Raw genomic sequence first — 18,923 nt, 5'->3', positions numbered from 1 at the left:
GAGAACGGAATAACTATGTCTGTTACCACACATGAAACACCGCCTGTGCCGACGAATCCGGTCAGTAAAGCCTGGGCCTGGGCACGTAAAAACCTGTTCTCCAGCTGGTTCAATACCCTGCTGACGCTGCTATGCCTGTGGATTATCTGGAACGTGATCCCCCCGGCGCTGAACTGGCTGATCTTCCAGGCGAACTGGGTCGGATCAACCCGTGCCGACTGCACCAGAGAAGGTGCCTGCTGGGTGTTTATCCATGCGCGTTTTGGTCAGTTTATGTATGGCCTTTATCCCCATGAGCTGCGCTGGCGTATCAATCTGGCGCTGGTGATTGGGCTACTGTCCATCATTCCGATGTTTATCAAATCGATGCCGCGCCGTGGCCGTTACATCGTCTGCTGGGTGGTGGCCTATCCCATTATCGTCTGGCTGCTGATGTACGGTGGCTACTTTGGCCTTGGCCGCGTGGAAACCCGCCAGTGGGGCGGCCTGACGCTGACGCTGATTATCGCATCGGTGGGGATTGCCGGCGCGATACCGCTAGGGATTTTACTGGCGTTGGCGCGTCGTTCAAAGATGCCGGTCGTACGAACCCTGTCGGTAATTTTTATCGAATTCTGGCGTGGGGTACCGCTGATTACCGTGCTGTTTATGTCATCGGTGATGCTGCCGCTATTTATGGCCGAAGGGACCACCATCGATAAGCTGGTGCGCGCCCTGGTCGGGGTCGTTCTGTTCCAGTCGGCCTATATCGCGGAGGTCGTGCGCGGTGGCTTGCAGGCGCTGCCCAAAGGGCAGTATGAAGCGGCGGAATCGCTGGCGCTGGGTTACTGGAAAACGCAGATTCTGGTTATTCTGCCCCAGGCGCTCAAGGTCACGATCCCCGGTCTGGTCAACACCATCATCGCGTTATTTAAAGATACCAGTCTGGTGATCATCATCGGCCTGTTCGATCTTTTCAGTAGCGTGCAGCAGGCAACGGTTGACCCTACATGGCTGGGAATGTCGACGGAGGGCTATGTTTTTGCCGCTCTCGTTTATTGGATTTTTTGTTTTAGCATGTCTCGCTTTAGCCAGCATCTGGAACAGCGTTTTTACACCGGGCGTAAATCGCACTGAGGTTTTATATGACACAATCTATGATTAATTCTGCTGACGCAATGATGATTTCGCTCGAAAATGTGAATAAATGGTACGGACAATTCCATGTGCTGAAAGATATTAACCTGCAGGTGAAACCGCGCGAACGTATTGTGCTCTGCGGGCCTTCAGGGTCGGGCAAATCGACCACGATTCGCTGCATCAACCACCTCGAAGAACATCAGAAAGGGCGTATCGTGGTGGATGGTATTCATCTCAATGATGATGTTCGCAATATAGAACGCGTGCGAACGGAAGTCGGTATGGTATTTCAACACTTTAATCTTTTCCCGCACCTGACTGTTATACAGAACTGTACGCTGGCGCCGACCTGGGTACGTAAGATACCGAAAAAAGAGGCGGAAGAGCTGGCAATGCACTATCTGCAGCGGGTACGTATTGCTGAGCATGCGCATAAATTTCCGGGACAACTGTCCGGCGGCCAGCAGCAGCGCGTCGCGATCGCCCGTTCGCTGTGTATGAAGCCCAAAATCATGTTATTTGATGAACCGACTTCCGCCCTTGACCCGGAGATGGTTAAAGAGGTGCTCGATACCATGATTGGTCTGGCAGAAGACGGTATGACGATGCTGTGCGTTACCCATGAAATGGGCTTTGCCCGCACGGTGGCTGACCGGGTGATCTTTATGGATCGCGGTGAGATTGTGGAGCAGGCGCCCCCGCAGGAGTTCTTCTCTCAGCCGAAGTCAGAGCGTACCCGCGCGTTTCTGTCGCAGGTTATTCACTAGACGCTCGATCAGCCCCCCTCGCTTAGGCCGAGGGGGAAAAGGAAGAGGCCGGCCAGAGACGTCCAACACGCGCAGCGCCCCCGCCAGCAACTGCGTATTGCGTTTTACCCGGCCCTTTAACAAATGCCGTGCGCAGCCGGGGCCGCCGCATTTCGCTACCCCGCTGAGATATCAGGTCAGTTCGGGAATCAGTTCGCTGAAAGTGGCGATATGCTGCGTTGCCAGCGCGGCGTATGCCTCATTCTCGATCACCGGTATGCTGTAGCGCAACGCTTAGCGCCTCTTCACAAAGACATTGGGTTGACAGTCTTTGTGATATTGATAATCATTATCAATAATGCATTTCTTCCACGACGCGTCGGTTTACCGCAGCCGCGTCGTTCCACGGGGACTTAAGAGCATGTCATCATCCTCGATTGCGTCTTACACTACCGATTGCTGCATCGTAGGCGGCGGCCCTGCCGGGTTAATGCTCGGTTATCTGTTAGCCCGGGCGGGCATTGACGTGACGGTACTGGAGAAGCACGCAGATTTTCTGCGTGATTTTCGCGGCGACACCATTCACCCTTCCACGCTGGAGCTTATGCACCAGCTTGGTCTGCTTGACGATCTCCTGATGTTGCCGCACCAGCGCGCGGAAAGCCTGTGGGCGGAGATCGGCGGGCGCAACGTGATGCTGGCCGACTTCTCCCACCTGCCGACGCGCTGCAAATTTATCGCCTTCATGCCGCAGTGGGAATTCCTCAGTTTCCTCGCCGGACAGGCCGCCGCTTTTTCCCATTTCACCCTGATACAGTCGGCGCAGGTGATCGCGCTGCGCTATAAGCAGGGCCAGGTGTGCGGCGTACTGGCGGACAGCCCGGAAGGGCCGATCGACGTTGCCTGCCAGTTGGTGGTCGGCGCCGACGGCAGGCACTCCGTGGTGCGGGAAAAAGCAGCGCTCAGCAGCCGATCATTTGGCATGCCGCGGGATCTGCTGTGGATGAAACTCAGTAAACAAGTGGGCGATTCGTCATGGTCGATGGGTCATTCCGGGCCAAAGCGTAACTTTATCATGATCGATCGCGGCGATTACTGGCAGTGCGGCTATGCGATCGAGAAGGGGAGTTTCACGACGATCCGACAGAACGGACTGGAGAAATTTTTGCTGCAGGTGGCGAGGGTGGCTCCGTTCCAGGACGATCGCTTTCAGGAGATTGTCAGTTGGGAGCAGGTCAGATTGTTGAGCATCCGTATCGACAGGTTGAAGCAGTGGGCGAAGCCGGGCGTGCTGTGCATCGGCGACGCGGCGCACGCGATGTCGCCGATCGGCGGAGTGGGCGTCAATCTGGCGATTCAGGATGCGGTGGCGGCCGCTAACGCTATTATCCTGCCGCTGCGCCAGCGGCGTTTGCAGCTAAAACATCTGCGGCGGGTGCAGCGGCGGCGTGATTTTCCCACTAAAGCCACGCAATTTTTACAAATCAAAATGAGCCGGCGCAGGACGAAAAAACGCCGTCCGGCGGGCCGCTCCCGTTTGATGACCTGGCTCAGCAACAGCCGCTGGCTGCCGCGGTTAGTCGGCCGCATCATCGGCCTTGGGTTCCGCCGCGAAACGCCACGGATGTTTTAGCGGCATGGGGATGCCGCTGCGGCTTACAACTCCTGTCAATCAGGGAGAAAAAGTCTTCTTCTGCCCTGGGGAAAGCGCATTTAGCGCATTCAACATGATATCCCGGGTTTGGTTAAGATGTTCTGTCAGTATGGCGATCGCGCGATCGGCATCATTCTCAAGGATCGCAGCCAGAAGTTGATTGTGGTCGGTATTGCGCTCCCCCTCTTCGGCGGCGGGGGGCAATAAAACGCGCTGATAGATGGAAAATGCCTCAGCCAGCTGTTTTATCATCAGGAACAGCCACTCGCTCCCGCAGTTTTCCATCATGATAAAATTAAAATCCTCATGACGTGAATGCCACCCTGGATTTAGCTTTCCTGGCTCTTCCGCCAGCGTTTGCGGTGTATGTAGCAGACGGTGGTTTGCGGCCACCAGCCGGGCCTGCCACTCTACATCTCCCGTCGCAATTGATTTCCGCAGGGCAATACTTTCAAAGATAATTCGTTGCTCCGTGAGATCCCGAAGATCGTCAGCGTCTAACCCGCGCACGCTGAAGCCCTGCTGGGGCGCTACATCTACCAGTAATTCGCCGGCCAGGCGATTCAACGCTTCCCTGATAACGTTGAGACTGACATCAAAGCGATGCGCCAGCTCAGAAATCTTCAGTTTGTTTCCCGGCATCAGTTGCCCGGTCAAAATCAATTCCCTGATACGAGCATAGATCGTCTGGTTCAGCGATCTTCCCTCCGTGAGCGTCTTCATTGCAACCTCTGCTTTATTTTCAATAAGTTAATTTTAAAAATGTCCATTATGATGTTAATGATAGCACAAGATATGTTAAGAAGATATTAATACTAAAAACTTATAATCAATAAAAAAATCCATTTTTTACTTTGAAAAAGGTTTTTTGCGGGTATTATCAGCATGACATCCAATCTGACGCAGGAGCTGATATGTCCCATCCACTGAAGAGGTCATCTTTTGAGTTTGAAGGTATGGAGGTGGGTTATTACACCGGCGGGGAGGGCAAGCCACTCATGATGATTCATGGCTCTGGTCCGGGCGCATCCAGTCTTGGAAACTGGAGTCGGGTGCTGGATAATCTGAGTCAGCGTTACCGCATTTATGCGATGGATCTGATTGGCTTTGGCATCAGCGACCGTAAACCTGCGCCACCCTATTTCGATTTCGCCATGTGGGTTCGCCAGGCTAAAGCGATGCTCGATTTTATCGGCGCGCCTCAAATCGGCGTCATTGGTCATTCTCTATCGGCAGCAATTGCCCTGCAGCTGGCAGCATCCGATAAACGAATTTCCGCGATATTAACGACCGGCGCTATCGGCGCCCCTTTTATCGTATCCGATGCAACCAGACGGATATGGCGCTGCCCGGTAAATCGTGCTGAATTAGCGGCAACGCTAAGCACATTAATTCATGACCCAGCGCTTATCGATGATGACTATATTGCCGCCCGCGAGCCGGTTGTTTTTGCATATGGCTATGCCGGTTACTTTAATAGTATGTTTTCCGGAAATCCTCAGCAATATGTTGAACAAACAACGCTGAGTGATCAAACGTTATCAACGATTAATTGCCCGGTTATAATGTTACACGGTCGGGAAGATATTCCATTTCCGCCGGAAACATCGGTTATTTTAGCGGGGAAAATAAAGCAAGCTGACCTTTATATTCTTCATGGATGCTCGCATTCGGTAGCATTTGAACGCAGTCATTCCTTTTTAGCTGCAGTAAATCAACTGTTTAGTTAACTCTTCTTTTACGCACGCTCACGATTATGGATGACATTATCAGGGATTAGTAGGACGCCTGTATCTATACCGATTTTTATTTTGGAAAACGCTGTTCAATCTGGGGGGATGCATTTGTCCCTGTGTTTTGTGAAATGAGGAAACAATAATGAACTGGCTGTCTCAATATAAAAAAACACCTGCATCTTTATGTTTAACCTGTTTTATGACGGCGATGATACTTTCGCTATCAATGACCGCACCAGCGCAAGCAGAGGAAGATCGACTGGTGGGATTGATTCCCGCGATGACAGCAGACAAGCCATTTAAACTGGCGGTGACGGTCGTACATCTTAATGATGACTTTTATAAAGGTATTATTTATGGGATTACCGATGAAGCCAAACGCACTGGAGTGAATGTCGTGCAGGTTTCTGTTGCTGGCGCATATGGTAACGTCCGCGAGCAGTTTGCCCAACTTGAAGCCTTTAAAAGCATCGGCGCCGATGTCGCCGTATTAGCCCCTGCGGCCTATAACGGTTTTGATCCAATTATCAAATCCCTTAAAGAAACCGGCATGAAAGTCGCTTCGGTAGGCATCCCGGTTAACAGTAAGAACATCGATTTTGGCGTGCTTCAGGATGACACTTATATCGGAAAGCTGATGGCCGATGCTGTCTGTAAAGCTGCCGCAAAACCGAAAAAAGTGGCGATGATCCCGGGGCCAGCGGGCGCTGAGTGGGTGCGTCTGCGTTATGAGGGTTTTAAAGCCGAGGCGCAGAAATGCGCCAGTCCGATTTCGGTGATTGATTCTGCGTTCGGCGGCGGCATTGATTTGCAGGAAGGGCTGGCCAAAGCCACAGACATGATGCTGCGTAACCCGGATATTAACTTCATTTATACCCCGCAGATTACCCTCGGAATGGGGGCGGTGCAGGCAATACGCCAGCAGCATCGTGATGCTTCCGTGGTCAGCTCCGCTATGGTGGAACGGGCGGTGCCGATGATTGAGGACGGTAAAATGCTGGCGGTAGTTTCCGAGCCGGGCATCATCATGGGCCGCCTGATCGTACAGTACGCCATTCGCGCGATGGAAAATAAACCGCTGCCAAATCTGGCCCCAGCCGGCGCCGATGGCTTGAGTTATGCGCACTATAACGTGCCGAATAAAGTGCTCGATAAGAGTAATGTCGCAACACATCCTTTTGAAACATATGAAATTGCACCGGCGGACTGGAAAGTCCCGGCGATGCAGTAACGCAGCCTGAGGGAAGCGAGGATGAACAACGTAGCGTCCACTCTTAATCCGAATTCTCCCCTGCTGCGTATCAGTGGGTTGTGCAAACGATTTGGTGCGACCCAGGCGCTGAACAATGTCTCTGTTCAATTTGCCGCCGGGGAAATCCACTGCGTTCTCGGTGAAAACGGCGCCGGGAAATCAACCATCGGAAAAATCGTCAGCGGGCTCTATCCCGCTGACGAGGGAAGTATCTGGTACGACGACCAGCGGGTGGCTTTTAACAGTTCCCGTGAAGCGCGCCACGCCGGTATTGTCATGGTTTATCAGGAGCTGTCCCTGGCGCCGAGCCTGTCCGTGCGAGCCAATCTGTGGCTGGGGGCGGAGAGAGGTAAGACTCTGCTCTCACTTACTCGCCGCTCTCAGGAAAAGAGTTGTGTACAGGACGTTCTGAGCCAGCTTGGACTGGCTCACATTGATATGGAAAGCGCGGTGGGCCAGTTTCCGGTAGCGATCCAGCAACTGATTGAAATCGGTAAATCTCTGATGTCGCAACCCAGGGTGATTATTTTTGATGAACCCACCGCCATGTTGGGTGCTGTTGAAAAAGAGATGTTTTTTAGCGTTCTGCGGCGGTTGCGCGAAACGGACATGGCGTCGGTGCTGGTGACGCACCATATTGATGATGTATTAGCCGTCAGCGATCGCGTCACCATTATGCGCAACGGCCAGGTGGTGGACGCCTTTCCGGTGAAACCGGGAGTAACGGCAGATTTCATCGTCTCGCGTCTGACGGGCAAAGCACCTGGTCGCCATCGCGTTGAGAATAAAAGAGAACAAAACTTTCCGCCATTGCTCGACTTTGAAAACCTGCCGGTCAGCGGCGGCGGTAACCGGGTGTTCAGCTTAGGGAAAGGCGAAATATTGGGTATCTACGGTGTCGTTGGCTGTGGCGGCGACGAACTGTTGCAAAGCCTGGTGGGGTTTATCCCTACGCCGCCCGCAGTTTCGTCTCGCTTCCGGCTGGATGGTTATGAGTGGCGTCCGAAAAGCGTGGTGGATGCGCTGAAAAATGGGGTGGCCTGGCTACCTGCGGGGCGGGCCAGTAATGGCGTTTACCCCACGCTGTCGATTGCTGAAAATCTGATGATGACGCAGTTGAAAAGCTTCAGCCTGGCGGGATTCATCCGCTCCCGGCAAGTTGATGCCTGCGCCGATAAGATGCTGAAAGACTGCGGGGTTAAGTTCGCTGATAAGCATGATTTATTGACCAGTCTGAGCGGCGGTAATCAGCAAAAGGTATTACTGGCGCGGGCAATGGCAAGTGCAAAGAAAGTGCTGGTGCTGGAAGAGCCTACCGCCGGCGTGGATATCGATGCCAAGTATGAAATCCATCAACGCATTCGGGCGCTGGCGGCCAGTGGTGTCTCGGTGATCCTGCTCTCCAGTGATTTAGCTGAAACCATATCCCTGTGCGACACGGTCTGGACCCTGTTTCATGGTCATGTAGTGAACACGTATCGCACGCCGGATGAGCACGATAAAGCATCGATTATTGCTGATGTGGTGGGACAAGAAACAGCCGACGATGCTCCTGATGAATCAAGTGTCAGCCTGACGCGGGAGGGGATGTGATGAATACAAGCAGAGATGTCAGCCTGATGGCTTCGCAGAAACCGGCGATAAAACGTAAGTTCTCGCTGTCTGACTGGATGCTGCCGTTGCTGGTGGTGGTCGTTGCGATTGTAACGGGGATTATTCAGCCTCGGTTCTTATCGGTGAGTAACGGTATTAACCTGGCCTGCCAGCTTGCGCCGCTGTTGATCCTTTCGTTGGGGCAGGCGGTGGCGGTGATACGAGGAGGGCTCGATCTTTCACTCTCTTCTGCTATGTCGCTGGCCGGGGTGGCCGGGGTCATGGTGATGAATCATGCCGGTATTCCCGCCGGGCTGCTGGTGATGCTGCTGGTGGGAGCCTTTACCGGCGCGGTGTCCGGCATGCTGATCTCCTTTTTTAATACTTCACCGCTGGTGATCACGCTGGGTATGCTCTCGGTCGCCCAGGCGTTTGCGCTGATCCTTTCCGGCGGCGTACCTATTTATGATGTTCCCGCCGCTTACATTGACGCGGTCGGTTACGGCACGCTGCTGGGGATGCCGGTGATGGTGTGGATTGCCGTTGCGCTGACCGTGGCTATTGGCGTGTTGATGAAATATACCCTGTTTGGCCGCTACGTATATGCCATGGGATCTAACGTCTCTGCCGCGTCCAAATCCGGTATTAATGTTCGGCTTAATACGGTACTGGTTTATATGGTCAGCGGGTTCTGCGCCGGTATCGGCGCCATTATTCTCACCGCCTGGACAAGTTCAGCACAGCCCATTGCGGCTGCGAATCTGACGCTGCAATCGCTGGCGGCGGTGGTACTTGGCGGTGTCGCACTTACCGGCGGGGCCGGAAATTTACGCCAGGTGATTACCGGCGTGGTGGTTCTGACCCTGCTGTCCAACGTAATGAATATGATCGGCGTGTCGGCATATTATCAGACGCTTGCGGTCGGCGTAGTTATTATTCTGGCTGTGGTGCTTGACCGGTTTCGCCGTCGCGAATCGTACTAATCTTTGTCATGAGTATTTATGCGTAATACATCGGGCATGCTTACCATGATTTAGTTTGCTATAAGGAGTGTCGTTGTGTCTGAAAACGTTAAGTATATCAACCCTGAAAATATCAGTCCGGCCCAGGGGCTCTATTCCAGTTTGACTAAAGTCCGCGCGGGCGATCTCTATTATATATCCGGGCAGCTCTCGGTCGGTTATGACGGTAACGTCGTCGGCAAAGGTGATTTTGATGCACAATTTGCCCAGGTGTTTAAAAATCTCGGCGAAGTTCTGCATGCTGTTAATTGTGATTTTAATGATGTCGTTAAATTCAATACCTATCTGGTGGCGTCGCAGCACATTGATAATTTCATGAAGAACCGACAAGAACTTTTTTCCAGACTATTTTCAACTGCCGATTATGCGCCTAATACTCTGCTGGTGGTCGACCGGTTGGTGAAAGAGGAGTTTCTGATTGAAGTGGAGGCTGTTGCTCGTTCTCGCGATTAATGACAGGTTTACCGGGAAGGTTAATTATGAAACTGGTCACTTATATTTACTCAAACACCAGGAAAATTGGTGTTATTAATCACGCTGGTAACATTATTGACGTCAGCGATATTGTAAACACGAATGATATGAATGTGCTTATCGAGCGTTTTGCGGAGGTCGAGAGCCGTTTAATATTATGTTGTGAAGGTTCTGGTGAAAATGAGGTGGCAATTGACGCCGTGCGCCTGCTGGCTCCCATTCCGGACACGCGGCGCAATATTTTCTGCGTCGGCAAAAACTACTATGCGCACGCTGAGGAGTTCGCCAACAGCGGCTATGATTCCAGCGCCGCGGCGGGCAACGTACCGGCAAATCCGATCATCTTCAGCAAGCCCTCCACCGCTATCTGCGGCCCTGGTGACGCCATCGACAGCACTCTGGATCCGTACAACACCATCGACTATGAAGCCGAGCTGGCGGTGGTGTTGGGGAAAAAGGGGCGGGTTGCGCAGGATGAGGATCCAATGACTTTTGTCTTTGGTTATACCCTGGTGAATGACGTCACTTCTCGCCATTTACAGAAACAGCACAGTCAGTGGCTGCTGGGCAAAGGAATTGATGGTTTCTGCCCGATGGGGCCGGTTCTGGTCACCGCCGATGAGTTTGGCGCCCCCGGCAGTCAGACGATCTCCTGTCATGTAAATGGTGAACTGCGTCAGCAAGCGCCTGTATCCGATTTGATTTTTGATATTCCGCGATTAATTAAAACTATTGGTCAGAATATTACCCTGCTGCCGGGAGATGTTATTGCCACCGGTACTCCGGCAGGCGTGGGACTCGGATTTTCTCCGCCTCGTTATCTTGCCCGCGGCGATAGCGTGACGGTTTCTATGAATGAAATTGGGCAGCTAACCAATACCATAATCTGATAAAAAAGAATGAGGTCATTATGGCTAAGATAGTCAGTGCAATCAGTATGTCTCACGTTCCGGGGGCATTAGGCTGGGCCGATGCGCCTTCCCCTGCACAACGCCAGCGGCTGGCGGAAATCCATGCCAGATTAAAACAGTGTATCGATGAAACTAAACCCAATCTGATCATCGCTTTTTTAGACGATCACTTTGAGAATAATTTTCGTAATTTAATGCCGACATTAGGCATACCGGTTAGTGATGCGAATATCGGTCCCGCTGAACATATGATGGAAGCGCTGAAATTTGATAAACAGCACCGTATCGCCAGCAATGCGGAAATTGCGCAACGGCTACTGGAAAAGCTTATTCACGGCGGTTTCGAAGCTACGCGGATGGGCGCGATTGAATATGGCAATAACCTGATGATGCCGCTGGTGTTTATTAATCCGGAATTCAATATTCCGGTTGTGCCTGTGTATATCAACGTCTTCTCTCCACCACTCATGCCTTATTCACGTGCCTATGATCTCGGCGAAAAAGTGCGGGAGATTATCGATTCTTTACCGGATGAGTTTCGCGTGCACTTTCTCGCCACCGGGGGACTGTCGCACTGGCCTCCGGTCTGGACAGAAGGCGCACCGGAGAGCGATGAGCTGCTGCAGCGCATGAAGATTTACCAGACCATCGGCAAGGAGGCGCTGATAAATGATCCGACGATCTATACCGATTTCGCGAAGTATGAAATTGAAATGATGAGCAAAATGGAGTGGCCGCTGGGGAACAGCCATCCGTTGGTCAACGAAGAGTGGGACCGTGAAATGCTGGAGCGTTTCGAAGCGGGCGATGTCAGCTACATGCGCGCGCTGACCTACGACGAAGTGGAAGAGCGTGGCGGCCACGGGGGCCATGAAGCCCTCAACTGGGTGGCGTTAATGGGCGCAATGAAAGGGGCTCGCCCCGATTATGTCGCCTATGAATCGGTCCCGGAGTGGATCACCGGTATGAGTTATCTGACCTATCCTGGCCAGGAATAAGGAGACGCGAGATGGCAAGAATTGCAGTCGTGGGTGCTGGTATGGGCGGTCTGGCCTTCGCTTCGGTTATGCGGAACAGTCAACACGAGGTGACGGTGTACGAACAGGCCAGTGAACTGGCTGAGCTGGGAGCGGGGATCTCTTTATGGGCTAATGGCACGCGTCTGTTCGAAGAGATGGGGATCGCCGCGCAGATGGCGGAAAGATCCTGTGAGACGGAGATGGCGTTTTTCAGAAATGAGGACGGTAGCATAGCCGGCGCTCAAGCGTTGGCCCGGGGAAACTGGTACCGGAATGAATATGGCTATCCCTATTACGGGGCATTCCGTACCCATCTGCAGTCGGCACTACTCGATGTGATTGGTCAACAGACCATTCGTCTGAATAAGCAACTGGCACGGCTGGAAGAGGCAGACAGTGAAATAACCTTACATTGGGCGGATGGCTCGATGGACAGTGCCGATTTAGTGGTGGGCGCCGACGGTATTAAGTCAGTCGTGCGGCAGTATGTCAGCCCTGACGCGTTGCCGTTGTTTACCGGCAATAGCGCGTTTCGAGGTCTGGCGAAAACCGCCGATCTTGATCTGCTGCCGGAACCACGCTCCTTTACCGACTGGATGGGTGACGGCATGCACGTGCTGAATTTCCCGGTGGGTAAAAATTTCGCATATCAGACCATCGTGGTGTTTATGGATGGTCCGGAAAAGTGGCTGGAAGCGTCATGGCGCGTCCCGTCGGATGCGGAGGAAATCCGCGCTCATTTCACCGGCTGGCACCCTGCCGTCGGCCAATTGCTGGAACACGTTAATCTGGCGGAACGCTGGGGGATGTTCCAGGTCAGTCCGATGTCCTCCTGGTATCGCGGGCGTGCGGTGCTGATTGGTGATGCCGCACACGGCATGATGCCGCACCACGGGCAGGGCGCGATCTCCTCTTTTGAGGACGCGGTAGCGTTGGCGCACATTCTCAATGATGACGCCACGACTTCCTTTACCGGCGGGCTCGAACGTTATGAACAGGAACGCAAAAAACGCGGTGAAAAAATCCAGAAATCCTCCCGCCGGCTTAATGATTGCCTCCACCTTCCGGCCGGACAGGATCGCGTTGAGCGTAATGCGGTACTTAATAGTCTGGAGCAGCACTTCTCCTGGCTGCACAGTTACCAGATTGGCGTTTAACGAGGGAAGCCTGGTGGGGCGCCGCTGATTCACATCATCCTGGCAGACTAATTAATACATTGCAGATCATGCCGCTGTGCGCTGGTTATGCGTAAGCGGCACGCTTATTGCCTGTGATGCTGTACCGATCCCAATAAACATCGCACTCTTTAGCAGGTATCAACATGCCCAACACATATGTAGTACTCTCGGTAGGAATCGAAGACAAGGTGTCGCCCACTCGCACGTTGATGTTCGCACTACAGCACTTGCTGGCATTAACTGGAATATGGGTCTTCCCGGTGATCATTGGCGCTGCGCTCAATCTCACCAGCCAGCAGACCGGCGCCATCGTGCAGGCCTGTTTTTTCACTACTGGTATTGTCACTATTTTGCAATCGAGCCGATTTCTGCGCCTGCCGGTTGTTCAGGGGCCGACGGCCGCTTTTATGGTCGCCGTGCTGGGGTCGGCGCACAGCGTTGGGCTGGGTACCACATTCGGATCGATGTTTGTGGCGGCGTTAATCTTCGCCGCGCTCTCCATTCCGCTGAAACGGCTGGGGATTACCGGCCTGATGATTCGTTATATCTCACCGCCTATCGTTTTTGGCTGCCTTCTGGTGATTATTGGCGCGCAGCTCGCCAGTATTGGTCCGGCAGGCTGGTTCAGCACTGCCAGCGGCGGGACGCTGGGTAACAGCTTTATCGCCGCGTTAGTGACTGTTCTTACCATTATTAGTTGCATGGTGTTTGGCCGCTATGACCTGATAAAACGCGGTGCGCTGCTGTGGGGAATCGGCGTTGGCGTGATAGCATTTAAGCTAATGACGGCGTGGCATCTGCCGGATTTCGCCAGTACGCCATTTATTTCGTTACCCCACTTTTTCGCCTTCGGGTTCGGCGTGTCGATCCCGGTGGTGTTGCTGATGATGCTGGCGTTTCTGCAGGCCTCAGCAGAAGCCATGGGCATGTATTCTCTGCTGGCTGACTGGGGCGGGCAAACGTTGACGACGCAGCGGATTAATCGTGGGCTGTTTACCGAGTTTATCGGCTGTGCCGTTGGCGCGGCAGCAGGCGGATTGGGGACAACATCGTATCCAGAAAATGTTGGTATCATTCGGGTTTCTGGCGTGGCCAGCCGCTTTGTCACATTGACTGCCGGAGTGTTGTCGCTATTTATCGGGCTACTACCGCCGGTTGGGCTACTGCTGGCATCGCTTCCTGAACCAGTCCTTTCCGCCGCATCCTCTATTCTGTTTGGCATTATCGCCCTGAGTGGGGTGCAGATAATGGCGCGTATCCACTGGGACGAACTTAACCTGGCGGTAGCCGCCCCCGCTTTCATACTCTCCATGGGCAGTATGTACCTACCGCCAGCGGTACTGAATTTGCTGCCAGCCTCCCTGAAGGGAATCGTGGCGCAGCCGATGATTATTGGCATCATCCTGCTGATTTCTCTCAATCTCATTATCAATGTATTCGTGCGCGGCTTACGCAAGCCGGTGCTTGAGGAGGAGACATTTTTATGATGAAAAAAGTGACATGGGTGATTAATCCCGCTCGGACCGCGCTGATTGTGGTGGATATGCAGAAGGTATTTTGTCTGGAGGGGGCAGGGTTATACGTTCCTGATACGGCGAATATTATCGAAAACATTCAGGCGCTCAGTAGCCTGATGAGACAATGCAACATGCCGGTGATCTATCTGCGGCATGTGGTGCGGGGAGATGGCAGTGATACCGGGCGGATGCGCGATCTCTACCCTAACGTCAATGCGCTGCTGGGACGCGATAATCCGTCTGTTGAAATCATTGACGCTCTCTCCCCCATGCCCGGTGACATCGTGGTTGATAAGCTGTTTTATAGTGGTTTTCACAACACAGATCTGGATGCGATTCTACGAATGAAGGATATTGATACCCTGATTGTCTGCGGAACGGTAACCAACGTCTGCTGTGAAACTACCATTCGTGATGGTGTACATCGGGAATACAAAATGATTGCTTTAAGCGATGCCTGTGCGGCTATGCCCTATCCTGATATGGGGTTTGGTGAAGTGAGCGCATCAGATGTGCAGCGTATCTCGCTGAGTGCTATGGCCTATGAATTTGCCGAGGTGACGGATACCAGGGATATCATGGCGCGTATCCAGCGGACAGCGCCTCCGGCTTAGTCTGAACCGCTGTCGTGCCTGGATTGACCGCCCACGTGATGGCGATTTGTATAATCTCACATCTCAGGGGGAAAGATGATGCTTCAATACCGATATCCGACCATGCAGGTCGTTCAGTAGGCCGCGATAATCTGTTGATAGAGCGCCTCGGCGGCGGCGAGTTTGCCCAGCTCGCAGTATTCATCGGTCTGATGCGCCATCGAGGGTTCGCCGGGGCCGAGAATAATACACGGTGGCGTATTAAGCGCTGGCAGCAGCAGCGAGGCATCGGTGAAATAGGGAACGATGCGCGGAACCAGCGGTTGCGGGTGTAAAGGCTGGCACAGGCGGAACAGATCGCGGATCCACGGCGTATCCGTATCGCTGAGTACAGCGGGCAGATCCACTAATGTTTCAAGGCGCACGTCTTCCCCCAGATGCTGGTGCAGGCGCGTGCAAATATCAGCGTGCCGGAGATTTGGCGCGGTACGGATATCTACATCGAACGCGGCGCTGTCCGGGACGGAGTTGATATTCAGCCCGCCGCTTATCCTCCCGACGTTCAGCGTCGGCTGGCGCATCAGCGGATGCGGCGGGCCAGGCGAGAAATGACGGATCGTTTGCAAGGCGTCTGCTGCCCGATAAATCGCGTTAATCCCCAGTTCCGGCATCGCACCGTGGGCGGTTTTTCCCCTGGTACGGCAGCGTAGCCAGATTGCCCCTTTATGTCCGATGACAGGATAGTTCGCCGTCGGTTCGCCGACGATCAGCGCCCCGACGCCGGGTAACTGCCCCTGTGACAGCATCGCCTGCGCGCCATCGCAGCCTGTCTCTTCCCCGCCGGTCAACAACAGCACTACGCCACTCCCCGCGCGGATTTCTTCCAACCGCGCGACGCAGGCGCAAAGAAAAGCGGCGATCGCCGCTTTCATGTCGCTGGCACCACGGCCATATAACCGGTCGCCATCCACTTCGCCAAACGGATCGCGAGTCCACGAGGCGTCGCCGAGAGGAACGGTATCCAGATGTCCGGTGAAGGCCAGCGGTAAACCGTTTTGCTGGCCGGGTAAACGGGCCAGCAGATTGCAGCGCCCTTCGCCAAAGGTCGACAACGAGACCTGAAATCCTCGTTCCCGCAGCCAGTCGGCCAGGAACGCCATGCACTCCGCTTCATGGCCTGGAGGGTTGATCGTATCGAAGCTCAGCAACTGACGGGCGAGGGCGAGCGAGGGGGTATTCATTGGCGCGCCCCGGTTAGCCAGTCGAGCGCGTTAATCCACAGGCGGCGATAGCCATCCCAGGCGCTGAACGCCTCCGGTAGCCAGTGGGCCGACATATCGCTGGTCCAGACCAGGGAGCGTCCGCGCTGATACTGACGTACCGCCAGCAGCGGATGGCCGGTTCCGGCGATGGTCGCCAGCAGTTCGCCCTGCGGATGCATTTCCACCTCGTTATAACCCAGCAGCCATGGCCATTCACCGTCCAGCCCGTCCAGCACCGGATGACGGGCGACCGTTTCGGCGTAGCAGCCTTCTGGCGTTTCTACCCGGTCGTCCCACGCCAGGCAGCGTACCGGCAGCACTTTTTCGACAGCGGTGTTACGGAAACGGGCCGCGCCGTTAATCCCCTGGAAACTAAAGTAGCCGCCGATCATCATCAGGTTGCCGCCTGCCGCCACGTAATCGTGCAGCAGCGTCAGGCGGTTGGCGGTCCGTTTGCTCTTCAGCCAGGTATCCGGATGCAGCAGCAGCGTATTGGCGCCGATATCGGAAAGAATAATCACATCCCACTGCTGCAGCGCTTCAAGAGTCAGCGGAAAGTGGTTTTGCGCTTCATGGGCCGGCATGTGGGTGACGGCATAGTCGCTGTCCGCCAGCGCCTGCATAAACGCGTCCGCCCCGCTGTGAAAAGTGGCGGTAAAGAACTGATCAAAACCCTTTACGTGCGTGGCGCTGCTGGTCCATGATTCGCCGACCAGTAAAACTGATTTTTTCATTGATTTCTCCATTAGCCGCCGAAGACGCGCTGCGGGTTAGCGATCATCAGCGTTTCCAGTTGTTCGTCGCTGACGCCGTGACGGCGCAGACGCGGAACAAAATGTTTGAGGATGTAGCCATAACCATGGCCGCCGTAGCGAGTCAGCATGGTTTTCAAAAAGACGTCCTGCGAGAGCAGAATTTGCTGAATAAAGCCGTCGTCGATCAGCTCGCGGATGGCGCGGGCGTTCTCCTCATCGGAGGGGGACTGTGCCGATTCGTCGGCGTAGTAGTAGCTCATCCCGATCATGTCATATTCGAGAAACGCGCCGCGTCGGGCGAGATCGCGCTGATAGGTCTTATCCGCAAAGCTGGGGTTCATATGACACAGCACGGTGTGGCGCAGGTCGGCGCCTTCCTCTTCAAGGATATCCAGCACCTTGTGCCCCAGCCGCTCCCATCCCGGAAGATGTACTTCAATCGGCACGCCGGTGGCGGCGTTGGCGCGTCCCGCCGCACGCAGCGATTTCTCTTCCAGCGGCGTAAAACGGCTGGAGACGCCAATTTCGCCAATCAGCCCGGCAATCACCGCGGGCTTCTCTTCTTTGCCGCCGACGTCGTAGATCAGTTTGTCGGCGAGCGTGGCGACGTCCAGCGCTTTTGACCACTCCGGATGCGATGGCTCAAGGTAGAGCCCGGTGCCCATCACGATATTGAGTCCGGTCAGGCGTGAAATGCGCTGCAATGCCCGTGGGTCGCGGCCAATCCCGAGGTTGGTAGGGTCGACCACGGTGTCGCCCCCCAGAGCACGAAATTTGAGCAGTTCGGCTATCGCTGTATCGACATCGAACAACTGGCAATTATCGCGGCTCATCAGCGGATTCATCGCCAGCTCGCCAAGATTTTCAATGCTCACCGGCGCTTCGGCAATATGCCGATCGCTACAGCAGCAGGGAGCGACCCATTTCCCGGCGGCATCAAGCAGAATATGCTCGTGCATCAGGGTAACCCCCATTTTCGCCAGCGGCATCGGGCCGAGAACGGTCATTACGTGGCCACTGTTCACGCCAACCGGCAATGGCTGTGGATGACGAAAAATGGATCCTTTCACGTTCATGGTTACTCCTTAGCTGGGCGGCGAACCGGATTGAGAATGCGGGTGTTCAGCCAGATCGCCAGCAGGATGATGGCGCCGGTGGCAATCTGGGTATAGAACGGGGAGATATGCGAGAGAATCAGCCCGTTCTGGATCACGGCGATGGAAAGCGCCCCCAACAGGCTGCCGATAATGGTGCCGAATCCGCCGAACAGACTGGTACTGCCGAGCACGACCGCAGCAATCACTTGTAACTCAAAGCCTTCCCCCTGGTTGGAGGATCCACTACCAAGACGCGCGGTGATGATCATCCCCGCCAGCGCGGCGGCCATACCGCTGAGCATGTATACGCGTATCGTCACAGACTGGGTATTGATCCCGCCGCGTCGCGCGCCCTCCGCGTTGGCGCCAATTGCGGTAACGTAGCGGCCAAAACGCATATGATTCAACGTGATATGTGCGACAATCAGTACCGCGATGCCAATGAGCGCTGGCATAGGTACGCCGAACACCCAGGCCCGCCCCATCTGGATAAACGGGTTGTCTTCCGGCACCGGAATCGAATAACCCTGCGTGATCAGCAGCGCGATGCCACGCACGATCGCCAGCGTCGCCAGCGTGACGATAAACGCCGGGATCCCTTCACGGGCGATAAAGAATCCATTGATCGCGCCGATCAGCGCCCCCACCAGCAGACCGCCGATCAATACGACCGGCCACGGCACTCCCCATTGATTAAGGGCGATCGCCGACAGCGCGCCCACCAGCGCCAGGGTTGAACCAACGGAAAGGTCGATCCCCCCGGTGGTGATCACAAAGGTCATTGCGCTGGCGACGATCAACAGTGGCGCGGTCTGGCGGATGATATTCAGCCAGTTGCTGCCGGTGAGAAAGTTGCCGGTGATCAGCGAAAAGACCACGCAACAGAAGACAAAAAACAGCGCAATGCTGACCACCCCGGAGTGGCTGTGCATAATGCGCTTCGGTAGCGAGTGCTGCATGACGCGCGGGCTGGATAGATTAATCATACTCATCGA

At 54.5% G+C, this 18,923-nt stretch carries 18 protein-coding genes; 13 read left to right on the top strand and 5 right to left on the bottom strand.

Annotated features, from left to right (window positions below; all coding sequences use genetic code 11):
* The first annotated feature begins 15 nt into the window (after nucleotides 1-15).
* The 3 genes from ABK821_RS22335 (at nucleotide 16) to ABK821_RS22325 (ending at nucleotide 3,498) form a co-directional block, all read left to right on the top strand.
* A complete protein-coding gene (locus ABK821_RS22335) occupies nucleotides 16-1,116 on the top strand; it encodes an amino acid ABC transporter permease (RefSeq protein ID WP_138362961.1) in 1,101 nt (366 codons plus the stop codon).
* A gap of 8 nt (nucleotides 1,117-1,124) precedes the next feature.
* Nucleotides 1,125-1,886: an amino acid ABC transporter ATP-binding protein gene (locus tag ABK821_RS22330; protein ID WP_138362962.1), complete on the top strand. Its 762-nt coding sequence runs from the start codon at nucleotides 1,125-1,127 to the stop codon at nucleotides 1,884-1,886.
* Between the two features lie 400 nt (nucleotides 1,887-2,286).
* On the top strand, nucleotides 2,287-3,498 hold the full coding sequence (locus ABK821_RS22325; RefSeq protein WP_343178877.1) for an FAD-dependent oxidoreductase: 1,212 nt from the start codon (nucleotides 2,287-2,289) through the stop codon (nucleotides 3,496-3,498).
* A gap of 39 nt (nucleotides 3,499-3,537) precedes the next feature.
* Here the strand turns inward: ABK821_RS22325 and ABK821_RS22320 are convergent, their stop codons facing one another.
* The gene (locus ABK821_RS22320) at nucleotides 3,538-4,242 is read right to left on the bottom strand and encodes a GntR family transcriptional regulator (RefSeq protein ID WP_343178876.1); all 705 of its coding nucleotides are present in this window, start codon (nucleotides 4,240-4,242) and stop codon (nucleotides 3,538-3,540) included.
* A gap of 191 nt (nucleotides 4,243-4,433) precedes the next feature.
* Between ABK821_RS22320 and ABK821_RS22315 the strand changes: the two genes are divergently transcribed.
* From ABK821_RS22315 to ABK821_RS22270, 10 genes are all read left to right on the top strand, one after another.
* Nucleotides 4,434-5,249 carry an alpha/beta hydrolase gene (locus ABK821_RS22315; RefSeq protein WP_343178875.1) on the top strand — a complete coding sequence of 272 codons (816 nt, stop codon included), beginning with the start codon at nucleotides 4,434-4,436 and terminating at the stop codon, nucleotides 5,247-5,249.
* Between the two features lie 148 nt (nucleotides 5,250-5,397).
* Nucleotides 5,398-6,486: a substrate-binding domain-containing protein gene (locus tag ABK821_RS22310; RefSeq protein ID WP_343178874.1), complete on the top strand. Its 1,089-nt coding sequence runs from the start codon at nucleotides 5,398-5,400 to the stop codon at nucleotides 6,484-6,486.
* Nucleotides 6,487-6,507: 21 nt separating this feature from the next.
* A complete protein-coding gene (locus tag ABK821_RS22305; RefSeq protein WP_138362966.1) occupies nucleotides 6,508-8,100 on the top strand; it encodes a sugar ABC transporter ATP-binding protein in 1,593 nt (530 codons plus the stop codon).
* Nucleotides 8,100-9,083: an ABC transporter permease gene (locus tag ABK821_RS22300; protein WP_343178873.1), complete on the top strand. Its 984-nt coding sequence runs from the start codon at nucleotides 8,100-8,102 to the stop codon at nucleotides 9,081-9,083. Before ABK821_RS22305 ends, ABK821_RS22300 begins: the two co-directional genes overlap by 1 nt.
* A gap of 75 nt (nucleotides 9,084-9,158) precedes the next feature.
* On the top strand, nucleotides 9,159-9,575 hold the full coding sequence (locus ABK821_RS22295) for a RidA family protein (protein WP_138362968.1): 417 nt from the start codon (nucleotides 9,159-9,161) through the stop codon (nucleotides 9,573-9,575).
* Nucleotides 9,576-9,601: 26 nt separating this feature from the next.
* A complete protein-coding gene (locus ABK821_RS22290; protein ID WP_138362969.1) occupies nucleotides 9,602-10,486 on the top strand; it encodes a fumarylacetoacetate hydrolase family protein in 885 nt (294 codons plus the stop codon).
* Between the two features lie 20 nt (nucleotides 10,487-10,506).
* Entirely contained in the window at nucleotides 10,507-11,505 is a 999-nt protein-coding gene (locus ABK821_RS22285; RefSeq protein WP_138362970.1) for an extradiol dioxygenase, read from the top strand.
* Between the two features lie 11 nt (nucleotides 11,506-11,516).
* Complete coding sequence (locus ABK821_RS22280) at nucleotides 11,517-12,683, top strand: NAD(P)/FAD-dependent oxidoreductase (protein WP_138362971.1); 1,167 nt, start codon at nucleotides 11,517-11,519, stop codon at nucleotides 12,681-12,683.
* Nucleotides 12,684-12,847: 164 nt separating this feature from the next.
* Nucleotides 12,848-14,191, top strand: coding sequence for a solute carrier family 23 protein (locus tag ABK821_RS22275; protein WP_343178872.1), 1,344 nt, complete (start codon nucleotides 12,848-12,850; stop codon nucleotides 14,189-14,191).
* The gene (locus ABK821_RS22270; protein WP_206665982.1) at nucleotides 14,188-14,835 is read left to right on the top strand and encodes a cysteine hydrolase family protein; all 648 of its coding nucleotides are present in this window, start codon (nucleotides 14,188-14,190) and stop codon (nucleotides 14,833-14,835) included. The genes ABK821_RS22275 and ABK821_RS22270 overlap by 4 nt, the downstream gene beginning before the upstream one ends.
* A gap of 113 nt (nucleotides 14,836-14,948) precedes the next feature.
* Here the strand turns inward: ABK821_RS22270 and ABK821_RS22265 are convergent, their stop codons facing one another.
* Genes ABK821_RS22265 through ABK821_RS22250 form a run of 4 tightly spaced genes read right to left on the bottom strand, consistent with a single transcriptional unit; the run spans nucleotide 14,949 to nucleotide 18,911 of the window.
* The gene (locus ABK821_RS22265; protein ID WP_343178871.1) at nucleotides 14,949-16,055 is read right to left on the bottom strand and encodes a M20 family metallopeptidase; all 1,107 of its coding nucleotides are present in this window, start codon (nucleotides 16,053-16,055) and stop codon (nucleotides 14,949-14,951) included.
* Nucleotides 16,052-16,810, bottom strand: coding sequence for a glutamine amidotransferase (locus ABK821_RS22260; protein ID WP_138362974.1), 759 nt, complete (start codon nucleotides 16,808-16,810; stop codon nucleotides 16,052-16,054). Before ABK821_RS22260 ends, ABK821_RS22265 begins: the two co-directional genes overlap by 4 nt.
* A gap of 11 nt (nucleotides 16,811-16,821) precedes the next feature.
* Nucleotides 16,822-17,901 carry a phosphotriesterase gene (locus tag ABK821_RS22255; RefSeq protein ID WP_138362993.1) on the bottom strand — a complete coding sequence of 360 codons (1,080 nt, stop codon included), beginning with the start codon at nucleotides 17,899-17,901 and terminating at the stop codon, nucleotides 16,822-16,824.
* Nucleotides 17,902-17,909: 8 nt separating this feature from the next.
* The gene (locus tag ABK821_RS22250; RefSeq protein ID WP_171034946.1) at nucleotides 17,910-18,911 is read right to left on the bottom strand and encodes an ABC transporter permease; all 1,002 of its coding nucleotides are present in this window, start codon (nucleotides 18,909-18,911) and stop codon (nucleotides 17,910-17,912) included.
* Between the last annotated feature and the right edge of the window lie 12 nt (nucleotides 18,912-18,923).

Source organism: Klebsiella sp. KE9456 (genome assembly GCF_043832615.1).
GTDB classification, from domain to species: Bacteria; Pseudomonadota; Gammaproteobacteria; order Enterobacterales; family Enterobacteriaceae; genus Klebsiella; species Klebsiella indica.
The sequence above is the reverse complement of the archived record's forward strand: the minus strand, read 5'-3'. Positions and strand labels throughout refer to the sequence as shown.